This window comes from Massilia niastensis DSM 21313 (assembly GCF_000382345.1).
In the GTDB taxonomy this organism is placed as follows: Bacteria; Pseudomonadota; Gammaproteobacteria; order Burkholderiales; family Burkholderiaceae_D; genus Telluria; species Telluria niastensis.
This window is the reverse complement of sequence record NZ_KB908091.1, coordinates 1-20,683: the sequence shown is the minus strand read 5'-3', so window position 1 is coordinate 20,683 and position 20,683 is coordinate 1. Positions and strand designations below refer to the sequence as shown.

The 20,683-nt window shown below is 62.4% G+C and carries 17 protein-coding genes, 1 tRNA gene and 1 pseudogene; 2 read left to right on the top strand and 17 right to left on the bottom strand.

The features are described 5' to 3' along the window. Positions 1–26 precede the first annotated feature (26 nt). The 7 genes from sodC to H162_RS0111195 form a co-directional block, all read right to left on the bottom strand. Positions 27–548, bottom strand: a complete 522-nt coding sequence (gene sodC, locus H162_RS0111225; protein ID WP_211223698.1) for a superoxide dismutase family protein — start codon at positions 546–548, stop codon at positions 27–29. Positions 549–653: 105 nt separating this feature from the next. Next, a complete protein-coding gene (locus tag H162_RS0111220) occupies positions 654–1,634 on the bottom strand; it encodes a helix-turn-helix transcriptional regulator (RefSeq protein WP_020653563.1) in 981 nt (326 codons plus the stop codon). 26 nt (positions 1,635–1,660) lie between these two features. Continuing rightward, the gene (locus H162_RS32640; protein ID WP_169444474.1) at positions 1,661–4,420 is read right to left on the bottom strand and encodes a hybrid sensor histidine kinase/response regulator; all 2,760 of its coding nucleotides are present in this window, start codon (positions 4,418–4,420) and stop codon (positions 1,661–1,663) included. A 254-nt stretch (positions 4,421–4,674) separates the two neighbouring features. After that, positions 4,675–5,196, bottom strand: coding sequence for a GNAT family N-acetyltransferase (locus H162_RS0111210; RefSeq protein ID WP_020653561.1), 522 nt, complete (start codon positions 5,194–5,196; stop codon positions 4,675–4,677). Continuing rightward, positions 5,193–5,777: a helix-turn-helix domain-containing protein gene (locus tag H162_RS0111205; RefSeq protein WP_040787138.1), complete on the bottom strand. Its 585-nt coding sequence runs from the start codon at positions 5,775–5,777 to the stop codon at positions 5,193–5,195. Before H162_RS0111205 ends, H162_RS0111210 begins: the two co-directional genes overlap by 4 nt. Before the next feature lie 142 nt (positions 5,778–5,919). Further along, the gene (locus H162_RS30630; protein WP_020653559.1) at positions 5,920–6,324 is read right to left on the bottom strand and encodes a GNAT family N-acetyltransferase; all 405 of its coding nucleotides are present in this window, start codon (positions 6,322–6,324) and stop codon (positions 5,920–5,922) included. Between the two features lie 125 nt (positions 6,325–6,449). Further along, positions 6,450–7,019, bottom strand: coding sequence for a cysteine hydrolase family protein (locus tag H162_RS0111195; RefSeq protein WP_020653558.1), 570 nt, complete (start codon positions 7,017–7,019; stop codon positions 6,450–6,452). 328 nt (positions 7,020–7,347) lie between these two features. On the opposite strand from H162_RS0111195, the pseudogene H162_RS33185 reads away from it, so the two are divergent. Both H162_RS33185 and H162_RS33975 read left to right on the top strand, forming a co-directional pair. After that, positions 7,348–7,695 (top strand): annotated as a pseudogene (locus H162_RS33185) (hypothetical protein); the annotation flags it as partial. Positions 7,696–7,702: 7 nt separating this feature from the next. Continuing rightward, positions 7,703–8,074 carry a hypothetical protein gene (locus H162_RS33975; protein ID WP_156885569.1) on the top strand — a complete coding sequence of 124 codons (372 nt, stop codon included), beginning with the start codon at positions 7,703–7,705 and terminating at the stop codon, positions 8,072–8,074. Positions 8,075–8,178: 104 nt separating this feature from the next. Here the strand turns inward: H162_RS33975 and rpoC are convergent, their stop codons facing one another. The 10 genes from rpoC to H162_RS33180 all read right to left on the bottom strand — a co-directional run. Next, complete coding sequence (gene rpoC, locus H162_RS0111190) at positions 8,179–12,423, bottom strand: DNA-directed RNA polymerase subunit beta' (RefSeq protein ID WP_020653557.1); 4,245 nt, start codon at positions 12,421–12,423, stop codon at positions 8,179–8,181. Between the two features lie 84 nt (positions 12,424–12,507). Then, positions 12,508–16,617, bottom strand: a complete 4,110-nt coding sequence (gene rpoB, locus H162_RS0111185; protein ID WP_020653556.1) for a DNA-directed RNA polymerase subunit beta — start codon at positions 16,615–16,617, stop codon at positions 12,508–12,510. 279 nt (positions 16,618–16,896) lie between these two features. Next, positions 16,897–17,271, bottom strand: coding sequence for a 50S ribosomal protein L7/L12 (gene rplL, locus H162_RS0111180; protein WP_020653555.1), 375 nt, complete (start codon positions 17,269–17,271; stop codon positions 16,897–16,899). Positions 17,272–17,329: 58 nt separating this feature from the next. Continuing rightward, positions 17,330–17,860 carry a 50S ribosomal protein L10 gene (rplJ, locus tag H162_RS0111175; protein ID WP_020653554.1) on the bottom strand — a complete coding sequence of 177 codons (531 nt, stop codon included), beginning with the start codon at positions 17,858–17,860 and terminating at the stop codon, positions 17,330–17,332. Between the two features lie 274 nt (positions 17,861–18,134). Then, positions 18,135–18,833, bottom strand: coding sequence for a 50S ribosomal protein L1 (rplA, locus tag H162_RS0111170; RefSeq protein ID WP_020653553.1), 699 nt, complete (start codon positions 18,831–18,833; stop codon positions 18,135–18,137). Next, entirely contained in the window at positions 18,833–19,264 is a 432-nt protein-coding gene (gene rplK / locus H162_RS0111165) for a 50S ribosomal protein L11 (RefSeq protein ID WP_020653552.1), read from the bottom strand. Before rplK ends, rplA begins: the two co-directional genes overlap by 1 nt. Before the next feature lie 106 nt (positions 19,265–19,370). Further along, positions 19,371–19,982: a transcription termination/antitermination protein NusG gene (nusG, locus tag H162_RS0111160; protein ID WP_020653551.1), complete on the bottom strand. Its 612-nt coding sequence runs from the start codon at positions 19,980–19,982 to the stop codon at positions 19,371–19,373. Between the two features lie 2 nt (positions 19,983–19,984). Continuing rightward, positions 19,985–20,371 (bottom strand): preprotein translocase subunit SecE, encoded by a 387-nt coding sequence (secE, locus tag H162_RS0111155; protein WP_020653550.1) that lies wholly within the window; start codon positions 20,369–20,371, stop codon positions 19,985–19,987. 36 nt (positions 20,372–20,407) lie between these two features. Next, positions 20,408–20,483 (bottom strand) — tRNA-Trp (locus tag H162_RS0111150). Between the two features lie 106 nt (positions 20,484–20,589). Next, the coding region (locus H162_RS33180; RefSeq protein ID WP_020653549.1) for an EF-Tu C-terminal domain-related protein at positions 20,590–20,683 on the bottom strand (94 nt) is incomplete at its 5' end.

Sequence of the window (20,683 nt, the reverse complement as noted above, 5' to 3'; positions counted from 1 at the left end):
ATCCCTGATCGACACCAGGGACGGCTTTACTGAATCACGCCGCAGGCAATCCGTGCGCCCCCGCCACCCAGCGGCGCCGGATGGTCCGCATGGTTGTCGCCGCCCGCATGGACCATCAGGGACTTGCCCTTGATGTCCGACAGCTTCAGGCGTGGTGCGAGGACCGGATTGCTGGATGCCCCCTGCGCATCGACCGTCAGCGCAGGAAGGTCGCCAAGATGGCCGTCGCCCCAGGGCAGGCCGTGTTTCTTGGAGCCTGCCGGATCGAGGTGGCCGCCCGCGGCGCCCGCCGGTACCGGCTTGCCATCCTTCTGGTTGGCGCCGCAGCTGCCGTTCTCGTGCACGTGGAAACCGTGCAGTCCGGGCGGCAGCCCGGTGAGCGACGGAGTGAACACCAGGCCGTAACGCGTCTCGCTGATGGTCACGGCGCCGACATCGGCGCCGGCGCCTTTTTCGGTGGCCATCTTCAGGCTCACCTTGACGTCGGCAGCATTGGCGGAAGCGCACACGGCGCCCAGCAGGACAGCACTCATCCAACGAATGTTCATGACATTCTCCTTCGAAGAGATTCACATAGATAATAAAAAGCCAAGCAAGTGTAGACCATCCCCATGGATGGGGGGTGTTCCACTTGGGCGGTGCGGCAAGCTATGTTACATGCGCGAGACGACGGGCCGCAGGATGGCCAGCAGGCCGGCTTCGGAGGTGCAGCCGAACTTTTCGTAGACCGCCTTGACGCAGTCGCGCAGCACCGCGTCGCTGACATCCATGCGCGAGCGGGCGGCCTCGCGTCCGCCGCCCAGTCCCATCCAGAACGCCACTTCCATCTGCTGCGGCGACAGCTCCACGCTGCCGAGCGCGCGCCAGATCCGCAAGGGCATCGGGACCACGTATTTCAGGAAGATGCCGACCGTGCGGCCATGGATGGCGTCGTGCGCGCCCGCGCTCATCCACTGGGCGCGCGCCTCCAGCACGCCGCCGGCGATGTCGAGGGTGCCGGCCGGCAGGCGCCATGGATAGCGCTCGCCGTGCACCACCGATTCCACCAGGCGCAGGCAGAACGGCGGCAGGTGGCGGCGGTCGACATCCTGCTGCTCCTGCGAAGCGAGCAGGCCGAGCAGCGCGCTGGCGGAGTCGCTCAGGAACAGGATGTCGCCGTCCGTGGTGGCCAGCAGCATGGCTTCGTCCTCGACCACGCCGGACAGGCCGGCGCCGGGTTCGTCCGCATTGCGCAGGGCGTGCTCGAAATAGTTGGCCACGCGGCCGAGGTCTTCGGCATCGTCGGCGTCGAAGGCCGGGCCGTCGTTGCGCAGCAGGGTCAGGGCGCCGCCGCTGGCCAGCCGCACCTCGAGCACGTGCGCCGCCCGCGCGCGCGCCTCGGCCGGCGAGATCATCGCGAAGCTGGCGCTGTCGCCATAGAAGTAGCCGTTCGGCGGCGGCAGCACGCCCAGCACGTTCGCCTCGACCAGCGCTTCCGCCGGGCGCGGGGTGCGCAGGAACAGCTGGGACGCGCTGTTGGGAATCAGTTCGCGAACCAGCTCCAGCGCATCGGGGATGATCGTCATCAGGTGCGTGCCGCCGGCGCACAGGATCCGGAGGCGCGCCCACTGGCGGCTGTTCTTTTTTCGGGACACGACAGTCGGAGGGATGAGGTCGGTCTTTAATATTGCTGAGAAATGGCAATATTGTCAACAGGTCGCATCGAGATTGTCTCATCCCTGCCCTGCGGCGCGCCATTGTCCGGCTCCAGGCGGATGCGGGCGCGCACCGGTTCACGCGGCGGCAGTCCGGCCAGGATATCGGACAGTGCGCGGATCTCCACCGGCTTGACCAGGTGGTGGCTGAAGCCCGCCTGCTTCGACAGGTCGCGGTCGCGTTCCTGGCCGTAGCCGGTCAGGGCGATGAAGGTGGCGTGCGGGTGCTCGCGGCGCAGGCGGCGCGCCAGTTCGTAGCCGGTCATGTCGGGCAGGCCGATGTCGAGGATGAAGGCTTCGGTGGCGCCCAGTTCGGCCGACGCCAGCGTGCGCACGCCGTCCTCGAACACCTTGACATGGTGGCCCTGCGCGCGCAGCAGGACCGCGAGCGACTGGGCCGCGTCGACGTTGTCGTCGACCAGCACCAGGGTGCGCGGCGCGGCGGCGCCGCTGGCGTGGCGCCGCGGGCCGGGTCCGTGCAGCTGGGCCGCATCGGCCAGCGGCAGCAGCACCGACACCGCGGCGCCCGAGTTCGGGCCGTCGCTGTGCGCCTCCACCTGCCCCGCATGCATCTGGACGATGCTCTTGACCAGCGCCAGGCCGATGCCGAGTCCGCCCTGCGAGCGGTCGGGGGCGCGTTCGCCCTGCGTGAACAGGTCGAACACGTGGGGCAGCAGTTGCAGGTCGATGCCGCTGCCGTTGTCGATCACCGTCATGCGCGCCTGTTCCGGTCCGGTCTCGAGGCACAGCGCGATGTCGCCCCCCGCCGGGGTGTACTTGGCGGCGTTGTTGAGCAGGTTGGCCAGCACCTGCACCAGGCGCGTGCGGTCGCCCGCCACCACCACCGGCGCCTGCGGCGTCTCGACCCGCAAGCGGTGCGACTTCGCCTCGATGTGCGGGCGCGCCTGCTCCACGGCGGCGCGCACCACGCCGTTCAGGTCGAGGATCTCGATCTCCAGCTTGACCAGGCCGCGCGTGACGCGCGAGACGTCCAGCAGGTCGTCCACCAGCTCGGTCATGTGGCGCACCTGGCGCGAGATGATGTTGCTCGCCTTCTGGCGCAGGGTCTCGTCGACGCCCGTCATCCGGAGCAGCTGCGCCGCGTTGGTGATCGGCGCCAGCGGGTTGCGCAGCTCGTGGGCGAGCATGGCCAGGAACTCGTCCTTCATCTTGTTGTGGCGCTCGGCCTCGGCGCGCGCGGCGCGCTCGCTGGCGAGGATGCCGTCGCGCTCCTTCGCCGAACGCTGCCCCAGGTCGTACAGGCGCGCGTTGTCGATCGCGACGGCGGCCTGGGCCACGAACCCGACGATGTTCTGTTCGGTGCGCTCATCGAAGCGGTTCGGCTCGGAGTGGCCGAAGAACAGCCCTCCCAGCACTTCGCCGGAACGCGAGATCACCGACGCCGCCAGGTAGCTGCGCACCGGCAGGTGGCCGGGCGGCATGCCGTGGTGCGGGCCCATGCGGCCGTAGCGCGGATCCTTCGTGATGTCGCCGCTGCGCACCGGCGGGCCGCCGCGGAAGGTGGGACCGAACACCGAGGTCGGACGCGGATGGCCCAGGTGCTCGAAATCGGAGCGCGAGGCGCCGCTCAGCGTGTACAGCAGGTAGGCCTCGCCGTTGTCGTCGCGGCCGTTGTAGAAGAAGGAGCCGAATTCGGCGCCGGTCAGTTCGGTCGCGGCATCGGTCACCGATTGCAGCAGCGTGTCGAGGTCGAGCGTCGAGGCCAGCGAGCTGCCGGCACGGTTGAGCAACTCGAGCAGGCGGGTCTCTTCGCGCAGCGCCTTCTCGGCGCGGATGCGGCGCAGCGCCTCCCAGGCGCGGCGCGCCAGGTCTTCGGCGAGCGTGCGCTCATCCTCGGTCCACTGGTAGGAATGGTCCTTGTACAGGAAACCGGCGCCGGCCAGTTCGTTCCCATCCTTGAGCGGGATGACGATCACGGAGTGGATGCCGAGCGCGAGGCATTGCGGCGCAACGGCGGCGCACGCGGGGTCGGCGCCCACGTCCGAGGCGCAGATCGCCATGCCGGCGCGCAGCTGCTCCAGCTGCCTTTCCGACAGCAGGTCGAGCGGCAGGGTCGCCCGCGGGCCGCGCGTCTCGACGCCGTCCTTCCACTCTTCCTTGAGCAGCAGGATGCGTTCCTGCGCGTCGATCTCGACGTAGGACACTTTCGAGCCGGTGAAATATTCGCTGGTCAGGCGGATGGTAGCCTTGAGCATGGAGTCGAACTCGGTCTCGCGGCGCAGGGTGTCGGCCATCTTCAGCTGGAAGGCGTGGCGCCGCTCGCCGAGGACGGATTTGGTGGTCTCGATGAAGGTCGCCAGCACGCCCTCGGGCTTGCCGCCGTCGCCATAGACCGGGCTGTAGGAATAGGTGAAATAGCAGCGCTCGGGGTAGCCGTGGCGGTTCAGGGTGAGCGCCAGCGCATCCTCGCCCAGCGACTCGCCGGCCAGCACCCGCGCCCATTTCGGCCCGATGACCGGCCAGGCTTCGGGCCAGATATCGCGCACGTCGGCGCCCAGCGCACCGGCGCATTTGTCGCCGAGGACCGGCAGGTAGGCATCGTTGAAGAGCTGTGAGAAGGACTCGCCCCACGCCAGGTAGCAGGGCACGCGCATGTCGAGCAGCGTGCGTACCGCGAATTTCAGTCCGTGCGGCCAGTCGCTGACTGGTCCGAGCGAGGTTTTTTCCCAGGGATGGGCACGTATCTGGCGCTCCATCTCGGACATGGAGGCGTCGTCGCGGGCGACGTCAGATGCGGCATCGAAAGGCCAAGGCATATTGCTAAAAGGGAAATGGTTGTGAAAAATTCACTAACTTTAGTAACCCATCATAGCAGTCATCAGGGAAAGATGGCGTACAAATGTGAAGCATCTAACAATTCACAAAGGAGCGATGGCGTTGGTGTTTACCAACGGGAGTGCGGGATGCGCGGGCTGTTTCGCTCCGCGGTCGCGCAATATGTGCGGTGCTTCTCCCCAGGTCAGAGCTGCTTGTGGAAGAAGATCGTCGGGCACGGCTCGCCGCAGGGCAGGAGCGCGTAGTTCGGCACCACGCCGACGCGCTGCCAGCCGAGACGCTCGTACAGCCGCTCGGCCTCGGCGCTGGCCGTATCCAGCACCAGCACGGTCCTGCCCTGCTCCCGCGCCGCGTCTTCCACCGCCTGCATCAGCCGCGCGCCGATGCCGCTGCGGCGCGCGTTCCGGTGCACCAGCAGCTTGGCGATGTCCGCGCGGTGCGGCTGGTTGTCGGGCATGTCGGTGATCATTTGCACGGTGCCGAGGACCTGCCCCTCCTCATCCTCGGCGACGAGCAGGGTGCGCTCGCCGCGCGCGACGCCGTCGATCACGCCCTGCCAGAAGGCCCGGGCCCTGGTCCGGGCCAGGGGCAGCATGAAGCTGACCGAGGCGCCGCCTTCGACGCAATCGAGCAGCACCTCGGCCAGCCCGTCGATGCGGGCGGCGGCTTCGTCCGCGTTCACACGGCGTACGGCAAGTTCCTTCATGGGCTCTTCCTCCTGGACGTGGTTGTGGCTTCCGTGACCAGCGCGACGAGGTAGCGCGCCGGCTTGCTGGTGGGGTTGTGGTAGGTGACGGGCTGGTCGAGGCGCATGGCCAGGCAGTCGCCCTGTGCCAGCGTCCAGTGCGCATCGCCGACGGTGACGTCCATCGTGCCCTCGATGATCCAGACCTGCTGCTGGACCTCGACGTCGCGCGCGGCGGTGTCGTAGGCCACGCGCTGGCCGGGAGGGAAGCTGACTTCGACCAGCTGGATCGGGGAGTGGATCGGCGGGGACAGGTTGCGGCGGACATAGCCGGAGCCGGGATCGGTCCACACGGGCTGGTCTGCGGCACGCGCGACTGGATCTGGCACTTGCGCGGGTCGCTCGAACAGCGAGGCCACGGTGACGCCGAGGGCGGCGCTGAGCTTGTCCAGCACGGTGGCGGTGGCGCTGCTTTCGCCGCGCTCGATGAGTGAAATGTTGGAGCGGCTGACGCCACTGCGTTCCGCGAGGGCTGCCAGCGACAGGCCCCTGGCATCGCGGATGTCCCGCACTCGGCGGGCGATCAATTGGTTGATATCCATCATCATCCAGTATACTGGAATTATTTATCCTGTAAACTGGACGATCGGAATGTTGGCCTGACGCTCGCCGTGCCGTGTATCTAGCGTAGAACCGCGACTGACTGTTGCGGTCGCTCAGGAATGCCGGCGCAACCGGTCAGCGTCACACCGGTACGTCAGCCACAGCGTTGATATTTTCCAGCACATACTCGATCTCCCGGCCGTTTGTCGTTCCTCGCCGCCAGCCTTGCGCTGCGTAAAAGCGGTCAGCCCTGCTATGAGCGGCTGTGCTTAAACTGACACAATGGTGACCGAGTTCGAACAACCAGGCGACAGCCAGTTTGAGCAGGGCTTTTGCCAAGCCTTGTCCTTCATGGTCTGGGTTGACGAACAGCCCCCAGATCGATGCCTTGTTCCTGTCCGCATAGCAGAAAGCAATGACCGACCCCTCGATTTCCGCGACCCAGCCTCGCCCGTCTTTCTCAAGATAATCCTCATACATGCGCGTGGTAACGCGGCTCGGATCAGATAGGACGTTTTCTGTGACAGACAAGCGAATGACGGACATTGCAGGTATGTCGGTACTCCTGGCCTGCCGAAAAGTGGCATGAGGATTCATTGATATTTGTGTTCCATAAAAAGGGATTACTCTACAGTTGATACGAATCGCATGGCCATGACCGCCAACGGGGCTTACTCAAGGCTCAGTGGCGCCTGTCGACGCAACACTTCCTCGGTCGACAACACGCAGGCGTATTCGTCATGCAGATTCGCCAATGCCATCAAATGCACTTCATCGGCGCGACGGTGGGTCCCGCCGAAATCCGCTTTATCGAAAGCAAAAGTCGCATCGGACACCACGACCGTGTCAAAGCCGAGGTTACCGGACGTGCGCGCAGTCGCCTCGACCGAATTGTTGGTGCTGACGCCGACGATCACGACCCGCCGGATCCCGCGCACATGCAGCCAGCGCTCCAATCCGGTATGGATGAAGGCGTCCGGCACGTTCTTCTCGACCACATGCTCATGCGCCAGGGGCTGGAATCGCTCCTGGAATTCGACCCCGCTTTGCCCGGGAGCGAAGACGGAAGTGGGCGAGCGGCTCACATGGCGCACGCTGACAATCGGATGCTGCGCCTGGCGCCAGGCAGTGTGAAGCCGGGCAATGTTGTCTTCCGCTGCCGGATTGTTCCGCGGCGGCAGAGTGGCGAATTGCATACCCTTCTGCATGTCGATGATGATCAGGGCGGCCAGGTTGGTCATGAGCTTCCTCGTCCAGAGAGATTATCCAAATTACCACAGCTGGACTGTTCATAGTCCTATCGAAGCTGCCAGCTTGTGGCATTGCCGACGGGTATTGGACATGTTCGCCATCACCAGCGGAAACTTACGCAAGGTTTTGCGCCACCGCATTTCGCCGAGCGGAGCTTGAGTAAAGAATGATCGAATCACTTTTGCTTGATAAAGGACGAGCATGACGGACATCCCTGCTCAGGATAAACGCGGGTACTTTGTGCTTCCCCAACGCTTTGAAGGAGGTGGATAGTACACGTACGGGACACCATCGGCAGGACGCGGGCAATATGCACATCCAAAGATGATTTCGCTACTTCAGGTAATCGCAACCAGCTGGTGCCAGCTTGATCATAGAAGGTTCGGCATCGGAAACATCAGCCTGGCTAACGGAACGCGCTTCAAGCCTCACGATTCCCATCGACGTGGGCTCGAGGTCGACATACGGCCAATCAGGACCGATGGAAGGGAACTACCGTGCAACATCCTCGACCTTCACTATGACCGCGTCGCAACAGCAAAGCTCATCGCTTTCTTCAGCAAGAATGCGATGGTGCGTCTGGTCTTATTTAACGACACGGCGATTCCTCAAGTTCGTCGCGCCGCCGGCCACAATCATCATTTTCACGTAGAACTCATCGGATAGCTCTCAGATGCTCAAACCACTTTCCGCTCTGCTCGCCTGTCTTTTGGTGGCTGGTATCGTGTCCGCCGACGATGAGAGTGATCCGTACAAAAAGTTCTCTGGCACCTACTCGATCTATGGCGGAGAACTCGGCGCCCCCCAAGCTCCCACACCTCAGGACAAGAAGATTGCTTTTTCCATCAATGGCAAAGCTGCCAAGGAGCTCTTCGACGCACTCGGTCCTGACAAATACGATGCGTGCACGGAAAGCAGTGGAACACGCATGCGCTGGCGGGATGACCAGAAGCTGTCATGTAGTCGAAGCAAGGAAGGGGAATACGCATGCAGTTTCGGCTTCGATCTCCGAACAGGCAAGAGCATCGGTGGAAGCGTGTGTTGAGCTTGCCTCAGACGACTCAGCATGACGCTCTTCAAGAGAGCTTCCGGGTAGAGATAAAAAAACGGCACCCCGAGGGGTGCCGTTTTCGCTAGCAACTAACCGAATTACTCGTTGTCGCCATGGTGCTCGGCCTGGGCCTGAGCAACCTGCTGGTCTTCCATCGCCTGCAGTTCGGCAGCCATGTTGGCCTTCTCCTGCTGCAGCAGCGCCTGGCGCTCTTCCGCTTCCCACACTTCCTTCTCTTTGCGGGCGCGGTGGAATGCCAGACCGGTACCGCCCGGGATCAGGCGGCCGACGATCACGTTTTCCTTCAGGCCGCGCAGACCGTCGCGCTTGCCCATGATCGCGGCTTCGGTCAGCACGCGGGTGGTTTCCTGGAACGATGCCGCCGAGATGAACGAGTCGGTCGACAGCGATGCCTTGGTAATACCCAGCAGCACGTTTTCGTACTGTGCCGGCAGCTTGGCCGCTGCGTTCATGCGGTCGTTTTCTTCCAGCAGTTCCGAACGCTCCACCTGCTCGCCGACGATGTAGTCGGTGTCGCCGGCTTCGACGATCTGGACACGACGCAGCATCTGGCGAACGATCACCTCGATGTGCTTGTCGTTGATCTTCACGCCCTGCAGACGGTACACGTCCTGGACTTCGTCCACGATGTAGCGGGCCAGCGCTTCGATACCCAGCAGGCGCAGGATGTCCTGCGGATCGGCCGGACCGTCGACGATCATCTCGCCCTTGTTCACCACCTGGCCGTCGTGCACCAGCACTTGCTTGTCCTTGGTAATCAGGAACTCGTGCTTGTTGCCGTCCATGTCCGTGATTTCCAGACGCTGCTTGCCCTTGGTTTCCTTACCGAACGCAACGGTACCGGTCACCTCGGCCAGCATGCCCGCATCCTTCGGCGAACGTGCTTCGAACAGTTCGGCAACGCGCGGCAGACCACCGGTAATGTCACGGGTCTTCTGCGATTCGGTCGGGATACGTGCAAGCACTTCACCCACCGACACTTGCTGGCCGTCTTTCACCATGATCAGCGCGCCGACCTGGAAGCCGATCGTCACGGCGTGCTCGGTGCCGGCGATCTTCACTTCCTGGCCTTCTTCGTTCAGCAGCTTGACCTGCGGACGCAGCACCTTGCCCGAACCACGACGCTTCGGATCGATCGCCACCAGGGTCGACAGGCCGGTCACTTCGTCCACCTGGCGAGCGACGGTGACGCCCTCTTCCACGTTTTCGAACTTGATCGTGCCACCGTACTCGGTGATGATCGGACGGGTCAGCGGATCCCAGGTCGCCAGCGCGATACCGGCCTTCACGACCATGCCGTCCTTGACGTTCAGGGTCGCGCCGTACGGCACCTTGTGACGCTCGCGCTCGCGGCCGTGGTCGTCCGTGATCAGCACTTCGCCCGAACGCGAAATGACGATCTGGGCTCCCTTGCCGTTGGTCACGTAACGCATGGTCGCGGTGAAGCGGACCGTGCCATTCGACTTGGCTTCCACCGACGAGGCCACTGCTGCACGCGATGCCGCACCACCGATGTGGAAGGTACGCATGGTCAGCTGGGTACCCGGCTCACCGATCGACTGCGCTGCCACCACACCGACTGCTTCACCGGCGTTCACCAGCATGCCGCGGCCCAGGTCGCGGCCGTAGCACTTGGCGCACAGGCCGTAGCGGGTGTCGCAGTTCAGCGGGGTGCGGACCTTCACTTCGTCGATGCCGACGCGTTCGATCTCTTCGACCATGTCTTCGTCCAGCAGCGTGCCGGCTTCGTACAGGGTTTCCTGGGTTTCCGGATTGACGACATCGGTGCCCGTCACGCGGCCGAGGATACGGTCGCGCAGCGCTTCGATGACTTCACCGCCTTCGACCATCGCCTTCATCAGCGTGCCGTTGCTGGTGCCGCAATCGTCCTCGATCACCACCAGGTCCTGGGTCACGTCGACCAGGCGGCGGGTCAGGTAACCCGAGTTCGCGGTCTTCAGCGCGGTGTCGGCCAGACCCTTACGGGCGCCGTGCGTCGAAATGAAGTACTGCAACACGTTCAGGCCTTCGCGGAAGTTCGCCGTAATCGGCGTCTCGATGATCGAGCCGTCCGGTTTCGCCATCAGGCCGCGCATACCCGCCAGCTGGCGAATCTGGGCTGCCGAACCACGGGCGCCCGAGTCGGCCATCATGTAAATCGCGTTGAACGATTCCTGGGTGCCTTCGGTGCCGTCACGCTTGATGACCGGCTCCACTTTCAGCTGGTCCATCATCGCCTTGCCGACTTCATCCGAGGTCTTGCCCCAGATGTCGACGACCTTGTTGTAACGCTCGCCGGCGGTGACCAGACCCGAGGAGTACTGCTGCTCGATCTGCTTCACTTCCGCTTCGGCGGTCGCGATCATGGTCTTCTTGATGTCCGGGATCAGCATGTCGTCCACGGCGATCGAGATACCGGCGCGGGTCGCCAGGCGGAAGCCCGACTGCATCAGCTTGTCCGCGAAGACGACGGTCGCACGCAGGCCGCACTTGCGGAACGACGTGTTGATCAGCTTCGAGATTTCCTTCTTCTTCAGCGCGCGGTTCAGCACCGAGAACGGCAGGCCCTTCGGCAGGATCTCCGACAGGATCGCACGGCCGACGGTGGTCTCGTAGCGGGTCAGGGTCTGCTCGAATTCGCCATTGGCGTTCTTCGGGAACTCGACGATACGCACGGTGATGCGGGTCGCCAGCTCGACTTCCTTGTTGTCGTACGCGCGGATCACTTCCGACACGTCCGGGAACATCATGCCTTCGCCCTTGGCGTTGATCGCCTCGCGCGACGCGTAGTACAGACCCAGCACGATATCCTGGGACGGCACGATCGACGGTTCGCCGTTCGACGGGAACAGGATGTTGTTCGACGCCAGCATCAGGGTGCGCGCTTCCATCTGCGCTTCGATCGACAGCGGCACGTGGACCGCCATCTGGTCACCGTCGAAGTCGGCGTTGAACGCCGCGCAGACCAGCGGGTGCAGCTGGATTGCCTTGCCTTCGATCAGGACCGGCTCGAACGCCTGGATACCGAGACGGTGCAGGGTCGGCGCACGGTTCAGCATGACCGGGTGTTCCTTGATGACCTCTTCCAGGATGTCCCAGACCACCGGTTCCTGCACTTCGACCAGCTTCTTGGCGGCCTTGATGGTGGTCGCGAGACCCATCAGTTCCAGCTTGTTGAAGATGAAGGGCTTGAACAGTTCCAGGGCCATCAGCTTCGGCAGGCCGCACTGGTGCAGTTTCAGCTGCGGACCGACCACGATGACCGAACGGCCCGAGTAGTCGACGCGCTTGCCCAGCAGGTTTTGACGGAAACGGCCGCCCTTACCCTTGATCATTTCAGCCAGCGACTTCAGCGGACGCTTGTTGGCGCCGGTCATCGCTTTGCCGCGACGGCCGTTGTCCAGCAGCGAGTCGACCGCTTCCTGCAGCATGCGCTTTTCGTTACGCGTAATGATTTCCGGAGCGCGCAGTTCCATCAGGCGCTTCAGGCGGTTATTACGGTTGATGACGCGGCGATACAGGTCGTTCAGGTCCGAGGTGGCGAAACGGCCGCCATCCAGCGGGACGAGCGGACGCAGCTCCGGCGGCAGGACCGGGAGCACTTCCATGATCATCCAGTCGGGCTTGATGCCCGAGCGCTGGAACGCCTCGAGCACCTTCAGGCGCTTGGCGTACTTCTTGATCTTCGCTTCGGACTTCGATTCCTTCAGCTCGACGCGCAGCGCTTCGGCATCGCGGTGGATGTCGATCGAGCGCAGCAGTTCACGGATGCCTTCGGCGCCCATGAATGCGGTGAAGTCGTCGCCGTACTCTTCGTACTTGGCGGCGTAGTCGTCTTCCGACATGATCTGACACTTCTTCAGCGGGGTCATGCCAGGATCGGTCACGACGTATGCTTCGAAGTACAGCACGCGTTCGATATCGCGCAGGGTCATGTCCAGGACCATGCCCAGGCGCGACGGCAGCGACTTCAGGAACCAGATGTGCGCGACCGGCGAAGCCAGTTCGATGTGGCCCATGCGCTCGCGACGCACCTTGGCCAGCGTCACTTCGACGCCGCACTTCTCGCAGATTACGCCGCGGTGCTTCAGGCGCTTGTATTTGCCGCACAGGCATTCGTAGTCCTTGATCGGACCAAAGATCTTGGCGCAGAACAGGCCATCGCGCTCAGGCTTGAACGTACGGTAGTTGATGGTTTCCGGCTTCTTGACTTCGCCGTAGGACCACGAACGGATTTTCTCGGGCGACGCCAGGCCAATCTTGATGGCGTCGAAGCTCTCGTTTTGCTGAACTTGCTTGAATAGATCGAGCAGTGCTTTCATTGATCACTCCAGGTGATTGAATTCTTTGTTACATCCCCGCCATCCGCGCTCACGCGGGGATGGCGGGTTATGCCGGCGTGATACTCAGGTGCGCTCGAGGTCGATATCGATACCCAGCGAGCGGATTTCCTTCACCAGCACGTTGAACGATTCCGGCATACCGGCGTCGATCACGTGGTCGCCCTTGACCAGGTTCTCGTACACCTTGGTACGGCCGTTCACGTCATCCGACTTCACAGTCAGCATTTCCTGCAGCACGTACGATGCGCCGTACGCTTCCAGTGCCCACACCTCCATCTCACCGAAGCGCTGGCCACCGAACTGGGCTTTACCGCCCAGCGGCTGCTGCGTCACCAGCGAGTACGGACCGGTCGAACGGGCGTGCATCTTGTCGTCCACCAGGTGGTGCAGCTTCAGCATGTGCATGAAGCCCACGGTCACCTTGCGTTCGAACGCTTCGCCGGTGCGGCCGTCGAACATCGTGACCTGGTTCTTCGACGGGGTCATGCCCAGGTGCGTCGCGATCTGGTCCGGGAAGGCCAGGTCCAGCATGCGGCGGATCTCTTCTTCGTGCGCACCGTCGAACACCGGAGTCGCGAACGGCACGCCGTTCTTCAGGTTGTTCGCCAGGGTCAGGATTTCTCCATCGCTGAAGTTGTCCAGGTCTTCCTTGCGGCCGGTCTCGTTGTAGATCTTGCCCAGGAAGGCGCGCACTTCCTCGACCTTGGCTTGCGCCTTCAGCATGTCGCCGATACGCAGGCCCAGGCCCTTCGCTGCCCAACCCAGGTGGGTTTCCAGGATCTGGCCGACGTTCATACGCGACGGGACGCCCAGCGGGTTCAGCACCACGTCAGCCGGGGTGCCGTCCGCCATGAACGGCATGTCTTCCACCGGCACGATACGCGAGACCACACCCTTGTTGCCGTGGCGGCCTGCCATCTTGTCGCCCGACTGCAGGCGGCGCTTGACGGCCAGGTAGACCTTGACCATCTTCTGCACGCCAGGCTGCAGTTCGTCGCCCTGGGTCAGCTTCTTGCGCTTCTCTTCGAAGGCCAGGTCGAACTGGTGGCGCTTCTCGTTGATCGATTCCTTGATCGCTTCCAGCGCGTTCGCGGTGTCGTCGTCCGCCGGACGGATGTCGAACCAGTGGAACTTGTCCAGGTCCGCCAGGTACTCGGAGGTGATCGCCGCGCCCTTGGCCAGCTTCTTCGGACCGCCGTTGACGATCTTGCCAACCAGCATACGCTCCAGACGCTGGAAGGCGTCGCCCTCCACGATACGCATCTGGTCGTTCAGGTCCAGGCGGAAACGCTTCAGCTCGTCGTCGATGATCTGCTGGGCACGCTTGTCGCGCTGGATGCCTTCGCGGGTGAACACCTGGACGTCGATGACGGTGCCGACCATGCCCGACGGCACGCGCAGCGAGGTGTCCTTCACGTCCGAGGCTTTTTCGCCGAAGATCGCGCGCAGCAGCTTCTCTTCCGGAGTCAGCTGGGTCTCGCCCTTCGGGGTGACCTTACCGACCAGCACGTCACCGGCCTGCACTTCGGCGCCGATGTACACGATGCCCGATTCATCCAGGCGCGCCAGCTGGTTCTCGGCCAGGTTCGAGATGTCGCGGGTGATCTCTTCGGCGCCCAGCTTGGTGTCGCGCGCCACGACCGACAGTTCCTCGATGTGGATCGAGGTGTAGCGGTCGTCCTTGACCACGTTTTCCGAGATCAGGATCGAGTCTTCGAAGTTCAGGCCGTTCCACGGCATGAACGCCACCAGCATGTTCTGTCCCAGGGCCAGTTCGCCCAGGTCGGTCGATGCGCCGTCGGCGATCACGTCGCCACGGGCGACACGGTCACCCACCTGCACGATCGGACGCTGGTTGATGTTGGTGTTCTGGTTCGAACGGGTGTACTTGATCAGGTTGTAGATGTCCACGCCGACTTCGCCAGCCTGCGCTTCGTCGTCGTTGACACGGATCACGACACGGCCCGCGTCGATGTAGTCGACCACGCCGCCGCGCAGGGCCTGCACGGTGGTGCCCGAGTCGACCGCCACGGTGCGCTCGATGCCGGTGCCGACGAAGGCTTTTTCCGGACGCAGGCAAGGCACGGCCTGGCGCTGCATGTTGGCGCCCATCAGTGCACGGTTCGCGTCATCGTGCTCGAGGAACGGAATCAGCGATGCCGCAACCGACACGATCTGGCCCGGGGCCACGTCCATGTACTGGATGCGTTCCGGCGACACCAGGATGGTCTCGCCCGCTTCACGCGCCGACACCAGTTCGTCGACCAGCTGGCCTTCTTCGTTGATCATCGCGTTCGCCTGGGCGATGATGTAGCGGCCTTCTTCGATCGCCGACAGGTATTCGATCTTGTCGGTGACTTTCGAACCGTCGACCTTGCGGTACGGGGTTTCCAGGAAGCCGTATTCGTTCAGGCGGGCATACAGTGCCAGCGAGTTGATCAGGCCGATGTTCGGGCCTTCAGGCGTTTCGATCGGGCACACGCGGCCGTAGTGGGTCGGGTGCACGTCGCGCACCTCGAAGCCTGCGCGTTCGCGGGTCAGGCCGCCCGGGCCCAGTGCCGAGACGCGGCGCTTGTGGGTGACTTCCGACAGCGGGTTGGTCTGGTCCATGAACTGCGACAGCTGCGACGAACCGAAGAATTCGCGGATCGCGGCCGAGATCGGCTTGCTGTTGATCAGGTCGTGCGGCATCAGGTTGTCCGCTTCGGCCTGGCCGAGGCGTTCCTTGACGGCGCGCTCGACGCGCACCAGGCCGGCACGGAACTGGTTCTCGGCCAGTTCGCCGACGCAACGCACGCGGCGGTTGCCCAGGTGGTCGATGTCGTCGACTTCGCCGCGGCCATTGCGCAGCTCGACCAGGATCTTGATCACGGCCAGGATGTCGTCGTTCGACAGGGTCATCATGCCGGTCAGTTCGTCACGGCCGATGCGGCGGTTGAACTTCATGCGGCCGACAGCCGACAGGTCATAGCGTTCCGGGCTGTAGAACAGGCCGTTGAACAGCGCCTCGACCGATTCCTCGGTCGGCGGTTCGCCAGGACGCATCATGCGGTAGATCGCCACGCGGGCGGCGGTCTGGTCGGCGGTGTCGTCGGTGCGCAGGGTCTGCGAGATGTAGGCGCCCTGGTCCAGGTCGTTCGTGTAGAGCGTCTGGATGTCGGTCACGCTGGCGTCGCGCAGCTTGCCCAGCAGTTCTTCGGTCAGCTCGTCGTTGGCGACGGCGATGATCTCGCCGGTGTCCTGGTCGACGATGTTACGTGCCAGCACGCGGCCGAGCAGGTAGTCTTCCGGCACCGAGATGTGCTTGATGCCGGCGTTTTCGATGTCGCGCACATGCTTGGCATTGATGCGCTTGTCCTTGGTCACGATGGTCTTGCCCGACTTCGGATCGACGATGTCGAAGCGCGCGACTTCGCCGCGCAGGCGCTCGGAGACGAACTCCAGCTCGCCGCCTTCGTTACGCAGCGTGAAGTTGTCGAAGACGAAGAAGTTTGCCAGGATCTGCTCCGGCGTCATGCCGATAGCCTTCAGCAGGATCGTCACCGGCATCTTGCGGCGGCGGTCGACGCGGAAGAACAGGACGTCCTTCGGGTCGAACTCGAAGTCCAGCCACGAACCGCGGTAAGGAATGATACGTGCCGAGAACAGCAGCTTGCCCGAGGAATGGGTCTTGCCGCGGTCGTGTTCGAAGAACACGCCCGGCGAACGGTGCAGCTGCGAGACGATGACGCGCTCGGTGCCGTTGATCACGAACGAACCGTTCGTGGTCATCAGCGGCAGCTCGCCCATGTACACTTCCTGCTCTTTCATTTCCTTCACGACCGGCTTGGTCGGCGATTCCTTGTCCAGGATCACCAGACGCACCTTGGCGCGCAGCGGCGACGCGAAGGTCAGGCCACGCTGCTGGCATTCTTTCACGTCAAACGCGGGGTCGCCCAGCACATAGGACAGGAATTCGAGGCGCGCAAAACCATTGTGCGACACGATGGGGAAAATGGACGTGAAGGCCGATTGCAGGCCTTCGTTCTTGCGTACGGACGGAGCGGCGTCGGCTTGCAGGAAGTTCTCGTAGGATTCCAGCTGGGTAGCCAGCAGGTAGGGAACGTTGTGAACGTTGGCGCGCTTCGCGAACGACTTGCGAATGCGCTTCTTCTCAGTAAATGAGTAGTGCATGGACACTCCGTGAGTGACAGAAAGGATGAGAATTCAGGGATTGCCAGTGGCAGAGCCACCACACGCAAGGCCTGAAGTCTCGAACTTTCGCGCCAGGTGAAAAGGAACCGAACTGCTGTGATACGATGCTGCTGCACTGCTTGTTGCGGGTACTACCGGTTGATGCAAACGTTTGTCGCAGGGACGACAAAAGAGCCAAAGCCGCATCCCCCGCCTTCCGACAGGTTCTGCAAGCTTTGACTCCGGCGCTGGGCGCCAGGGGCGCCCAATGCATATGTATTACTTCAGCTCGGCCTTGGCGCCAGCGTCTTCCAGCTTCTTCTTGCCGGCTTCAGCGTCTGCTTTCGGCAGGGCTTCTTTCACGACCTTCGGTGCGCCGTCGACCACGTCCTTGGCTTCTTTCAGGCCCAGACCGGTGATTTCACGGACTGCCTTGATGACGCCGACCTTGTTCGCGCCGACTTCCGACAGGACCAGGTTGAACTCGGTCTGCTCTTCGACTGCTGCAGCAGCTGCGCCGCCGCCAGCTGCCGGTGCTGCCATTGCAGCTGCCGACACGCCGAACTTCTCTTCGAAGGCCTTGACCAGTTCGTTCAGGTCCATGACGGACATTTCGCTCACTGCGTTCAGGATATCGTCTTTGCTAATTGCCATTTGAAACTCCAGATTTGTTGTGTGTGTAGGTTAGTACTTGAGAAAAAAGGCTGCGCTATTAAGCTGCAGCGGTTTCTTCGGCTGCCGGAGCGGCCTCGGAACCTTCGCCTTTTTTCGCTGCCAGTGCAGCCAGACCACGTGCAAAGCCCGAAACCGGTGCCAGCATGACGCCCAACAGCTGCGAGATGAGGACTTCACGGGACGGGATGCTTGCCAACGCGGTAACACCAGCTACGTCGAGCTGCTTACCTGCGTAGTTACCAGCGCGCACGACCAGCTTGTCGTTGGTTTTGGCGAAGTCATTGATGACTTTCGCTGCAGCAACGGCATCGTCCGAGATCGAATAGATCAGCGGACCGGTCATGGAATCGGCCAGCGAGGCAAACTGCGTGCCTTCGACAGAGCGACGCGCCAGCGTGTTCTTCAGAACACGCAGGTACACGCCCTGGGCACGCGCGGTTGCACGGAGCTTGGTCAAGTGACTAACCTGGATGCCACGGTACTCAGCCACGACGATCGTTTGCGCAGTTGCTACTTTTGCGGAAACTTCTTCGACGACGGCCTTTTTGTCATTCAGATTAAGACCCACGGTCAATCTCCTTAAATGATGCGGACAAAACGTCTGCATCGGTTCGAACACACGGCGTCCGAAGTTAAGAAGTCAAACTAACGCGGATGAATTCACGCAGCATGGACTACAAAACTTGTTCGGGTACACCATCTGCGTTGGGTGAAGGTTTAACCTCCTGCCTGCCTGATGCATTCGGCCCAACGGTCTTTGATTGCCTGCCGGAGCGGTGTTCGGCTCCGACAGCCCAAAGATGCGCCCCGCGCTGTTTTGCGGGGACTAAATTCTTTTGCTATTAAGCAGCAGCGATCGAAGCGTGGTCGACACGGACGCCAGCGCCCATGGTCGACGAGATCGCGACCTTGCGCAGGTACACGCCCTTCGAGGTGGCCGGCTTGGCCTTGTTCAGGGCTTCGATCAGCGCAGCCAGGTTGGTCTTCAGCTGTTCGTCCGAGAACGACTTGCGGCCGATGGTAGCGTGGACGATACCAGCCTTGTCGGTACGGTACTGGACCTGACCTGCCTTGGCGTTCTTGACCGCGTTGGCGACGTCCGGGGTCACGGTGCCGACCTTCGGGTTCGGCATCAGGCCGCGCGGGCCCAGGATCTGGCCCAGGGTACCGACGATACGCATGGTATCCGGCGAAGCGATGACGATGTCGAACGGCATGTCGCCAGCTTTGACGCGCTCTGCCAGGTCTTCCATACCGACGATGTCGGCGCCGGCTGCCTTGGCAGCTTCAGCCTTCTCGCCCGAAGCGAACACGGCGACGCGCACGGTCTTGCCGGTGCCAGCAGGCAGCACGACGGAGCCGCGGACGACCTGGTCCGACTTCTTCGGATCCACGCCCAGTTGGACGGCGACATCGATCGACTCGTTGAACTTGGCGGTAGCGAATTCCTTGACGATTGCAACAGCGTTGCCGAACTCGTACACCTTGTTACGGTCGACTTTCGCTTTCATTTCTTTGACGCGCTTGGACAGCTTAGCCATTACACACCCTCCACCGTGATGCCCATCGAACGTGCCGAGCCAGCGATGATACGCACTGCGGCGTCCATGTCGGCGGCGGTCAGGTCCGGCTGCTTGGTTTTTGCGATTTCTTCAGCCTGGGCACGGGTCAGCGTGCCAACCTTGTCGGTGTGTGGCTTCGGCGAACCTTTGGTGATGCCAGCGGCTTTCTTGATCAGGTAGGTTGCCGGCGGGGTCTTCATCACGAAGGTGAAGGACTTGTCGGCGAACGCGGTGATCACGACCGGAATCGGCATGCCCGGCTCGAAACCCTGGGTCTGGGCGTTGAACGCCTTGCAGAATTCCATGATGTTCAGGCCGCGCTGACCCAGTGCTGGGCCGATCGGTGGGGAGGGGTTTGCCTTACCAGCTGCCACTTGCAGCTTGATAAAGCCAATGATTTTCTTGGCCATGATGGCTCCTATCTTGACTTGAGTAGTAGCGCCCCACCACTACTACTCTGGCGGGGCTCCTCTTACCGGATTCCGCCTTGCTGCTGCGACGCTCCGATTCGGCGTTTTAGACTTTCTCTACTTGCCCGAACTCCAGTTCCACCGGAGTTGCGCGGCCGAAGATGGTGACAGAAACACGCACCTTCGATTTTTCGTAGTTGACTTCCTCGACGTTGCCGTTGAAGTCGGTGAACGGGCCTTCCTTGATGCGCACCTGCTCGCCCACTTCGTACAGCACTTTCGGCCGCGGCTTTTCGACGCCTTCCTGGACCTGCTGCATGATCTTGTCGATCTCGCGCGCCGGGATGGGAGTCGGCTTGTTCGATTTGCCGCCGATGAAGCCGGTAACCTTGCTGGTGTTCTTGACCAGGTGCCAGGTCTCGTCGGTCATTTCCATCTCGACCAGGACGTAGCCAGGGAAGAAGCGGCGCTCGGAAACGGCTTTCGAGCCGTTGCGCATTTCGACGACTTCCTCGGTCGGCACCAGGATGCGGCCGAACTGTTCTTGCATGCCGGCGCGATCGATGCGCTCGGTCAGTGCCCGCATCACGCTCTTTTCCATACCGGAGTAGACGTGTACGACGTACCAGCGCTTGTTGCTCACCGGGACACTCAGCGGCGCACCAGCGTCTTGTGCCGGGACATCGCCCGGCACGTTATCTTGCACGTTTTCGCTCATGTTTATTTCCAACCCAGGATAGCGTCGTACAACAGGAATTCGAGAATCTTATCCGTGCCCCACAGGAAAATCGCCATCACGACCACGAAGGCAAAAACGATGCCGGTGATCTGGGTGGCTTCCCGACGGGTCGGCCAAACAACCTTCTTGGTCTCACGCACCGACTCCTTGGCGAAGCTCAGGAATTCACGGCCGGTCGTGGAAGTCCACAAAAGCAGGACAGCAAAAACTAAACCAGCCACGAGTGCGCCTGCGGCGACCAAGGCTGGTTTGTTTTGGCCTTTCAGGTAAAAGAACCCGACAACGCCTGCAATCGCGGCAACCACCGCCAGCGCGACCTTGAACTTGTCATTCGAGGTGCTGACAGTTTGCACGGATTGGTTCGACATACTTTTTACTTTCGGTGCCTGACACCAGAAATTCGGTGGCAGGGGCGGAGGGCATCGAACCCCCAACCTTCGGTTTTGGAGACCGACGCTCTGCCAATTGAGCTACGCCCCTACGAAGACTTCAAACTGAATCCAACATTCTACACCAATCGCGCGATTGATGGGAACGTTTTTTGAGGGAAACGGAAGCTTTCCGCCCCCCCCCAGATCAAGCGCTATTAGGCGATGATCTTGGCAACCACGCCGGCGCCGACGGTACGGCCGCCTTCACGGATTGCGAAACGCAGGCCTTCTTCCATCGCGATCGGGTTG